This window comes from Deltaproteobacteria bacterium (assembly GCA_018668695.1).
Lineage (GTDB): Bacteria > Myxococcota > XYA12-FULL-58-9 > XYA12-FULL-58-9 > JABJBS01 > JABJBS01.
In genome coordinates, this window is the sequence record JABJBS010000125.1 from 1 (window position 1) to 2814 (window position 2814).

A 2814-nucleotide genomic window follows, 5' to 3' on the forward strand; every position below is an offset into this window, starting at 1 on the left:
AATTGCCGGCCAGGGAGCCCAACTTTTTCTAAAAGCTGGAGAACCATTTCGCGGCGCTCTTCGTAGGTTTCACCGATACCGTGTACTTCCATGGGTTCCATGATGGTGGTTTCGATGGTCTTACGAGGATTGAGCGATCCATAAGGATCTTGGAAGATAATCTGGAATCGCTTGCGGTAAGCTCTTAGGTCAGCTTGAGACATCTTCGTGATGTCGACGCCGTCGAAGGTTACTTGCCCAGCCGTTGGATCGATAAGACGCATGACAGCGCGCCCGGTGGTGGTTTTTCCGCAACCAGATTCGCCAACAAAGCCCAGGGTTTGTCCGCGGTAAACATCAAAGCTCACACCGTCTACGGCTTTTACGTGGTCTACCACGCGGCCGAAGAGCCCTTTCTGAATAGGGAAGTGAACTTTGAGGTCTTTGACTTGAAGTAGAGGTTGCTCGTCCTCACGGCCAAATGTGGTGTCGTGGGGGTAGTCTGACGCCTTGGACGCGTAGCCAAAAGACTCTAGGCGGCTGAGCGGGTAGAGGTGACGGCCGCGACCGTCTTTTTCCATCTCCTCGAGCCAACCAGGCTTAAGCTCTTTTTCCTTGATGGAGTATTCGCCGCTCTCATCGTAGATGGTGTCCATATAATCTGGAACCGTTGGCAGCTTTCGAAGCTTCGACTCAAGCTTTGGCCGGCATGCCAGTAAACCCTTGGTATATGGATGTTGAGGGTTCTCGTAGATGCTTGTGACATCACCGTACTCAACGAGCTTACCGCGGTACATGACGGCGACTTCATCAGCGATTTCGGCGATGACTCCAAGGTCGTGGGTGATGAAAATCATACCCATGCCGCGGTCGTCTCGAAGCGAGCGCAGTAGATCCAAGATCTGGGCTTGAATGGTCACATCCAGAGCAGTGGTGGGCTCATCCGCGATGAGTATCTTTGGGTTGCACGAAAGCGCCATGGCAATCATGACCCGTTGTTTTTGGCCACCCGACATTTCATGGGGATACATGTGAATGCGTTGTTCTGGATCGGGGATGCCTACTTCTCGAAAGAGCTCAATGGTTTTGGCTTCGGCTTCTTTGTGGCCCAGCTCTTGGTGAAGCATGATGGCTTCAATCACTTGGTTACCAGTGGTGTAGACCGGATTCAGTGAAGTCATCGGCTCTTGGAAAATCATGGAAATATCCGCGCCTCGAATGGCCCGAATTTTTTGATCACTCATTTCCAGAAGGTCTTCGCCTTCGAAATAGATTTTTGAGCCTTCTTCCATGCGCGCTGTTTGCAGAGGGAGAAGACGCATAATGGAAAGGCTGGTTACAGACTTACCACTGCCAGACTCACCAACAATACCGAGCGTTTGTCCGGCTTTGACTTCGACGTTAAGACCATCGACAGCTTTGACAATACCAATATCGGTGTGAAACCAGGTACGAACATTTTCGAGTTTTAAAAGCGGCTTGTTCATCGTTGTAACCTTACTTTCTCATCTTCGGATCAAGAGCATCACGAAGACCCTCGCCGACCAGGTTAAGCAGCGTCACCGTGATAAAAATCGCGATGCCTGGAATGAGAATGAGATACCATTCACCCGTTTTGTAGCCTGCGTTCAGCGTCTGTCCCCAGGAGGGTACGTTGATGTCGCCGAGCCCGAGAAAGGACAGGGAACTTTCAATTAGGATTGCAGCAGCAACGCCAAAGGTTGCGGCAACCAAAACGGGGCCAAGCGCATTCGGTAAAATGTGCTGAAAGATAATTCGGCGGGTGCTAAAGCCTAAGGCGATGGCACTGGTCACAAAATCGAGGTTACGAAGTCTGTAGAATTCCCCTCGCACAAGCCGGGCTACGCCGGTCCACCTAAAGAGTCCTATGACCACCATAATATGGAAAATAGAGGGTTGTTCGATAAATGAAATCAAAACCAGCAAAACGATAAGTGTGGGGACAGCCATAAATATTTCGATGAATCGCTGAATAATCATATCCACGCGGCCCCTGAAATAACCCGCGAAGGCTCCAAGTAAGATTCCGATGGTCACGTAAATACCAACGGCTATGATTCCTACGGACAGTGAGATTCTAATTCCAAAAAGCATGCGTACCGCTACATCGCGACCTTTACGGTCGGTACCCATGATGTGAGTTCCGCTGGGTTGCTGAAGCTTTTCCGAGAGGCTTTGCCTGGAATAGTTGTAGGCTATAGGCGGAAACACCGCATTGACTTCTTTGCCTTGAGCTTGAAGAGCTTCATAAGCTTCGAAGTTGTGGCGGTTGACCTGTCCTGACTGGGTAGCCATGACGCCAATGAATACGACCATAAAGAAGGCGCTGATGTAGCCCGCGTAGGTTCGGATTTTCTGCCGGCTGATTCTCTTCTCAACGCCGGTGCTTAGCACCCGCTTCACCATGATGACCCAAATGATAAACAAGGGGGTGCCGAGCACGAGCAGCAAGTTGAAGAACTTGTCGACACCATTCTCATAGTAGTTGTGGTCAAAGAGAGAGCTGAACCAAGGGAAAAATGTGCCTTCAGCATCTTGCCAAACAAATGGTCTTTCCGATGCTAACACGGGCGCAAATACCGCAAGGATAAAGAGCGCAGCCAAGAGCCAGAGTGAGGCGTAGGCCATTTTGTTTTTCTTGAATTGGCCCCAGACGATATCCCCGAATGTCATATCTTCTGGTTCTGAGCCCATGATGTTTTTCGTTTCCGTCATGACAACCCCCTAGTCGAACGTAATTCGTGGATCGACCAATGCGTATGCAAGGTCGGCCAAGAGCATGCCAATGAGTGTTAGCAAGCTTGAGATTAGTAA

Annotated in this window: 2 protein-coding genes; both read right to left on the reverse strand. The window is 50.2% G+C overall.

Annotation, left to right across the window (positions count from 1 at the left end):
* Nucleotides 1–1466 (reverse strand): ABC transporter ATP-binding protein (locus HOK28_07025; GenBank protein ID MBT6432827.1); only part of this gene is annotated, 1466 nt, incomplete at its 3' end.
* A 10-nt stretch (nt 1467–1476) separates the two neighbouring features.
* Nucleotides 1477–2715 carry an ABC transporter permease gene (locus HOK28_07030; GenBank protein MBT6432828.1) on the reverse strand — a complete coding sequence of 413 codons (1239 nt, stop codon included), beginning with the start codon at nt 2713–2715 and terminating at the stop codon, nt 1477–1479.
* Nucleotides 2716–2814 lie beyond the last annotated feature (99 nt).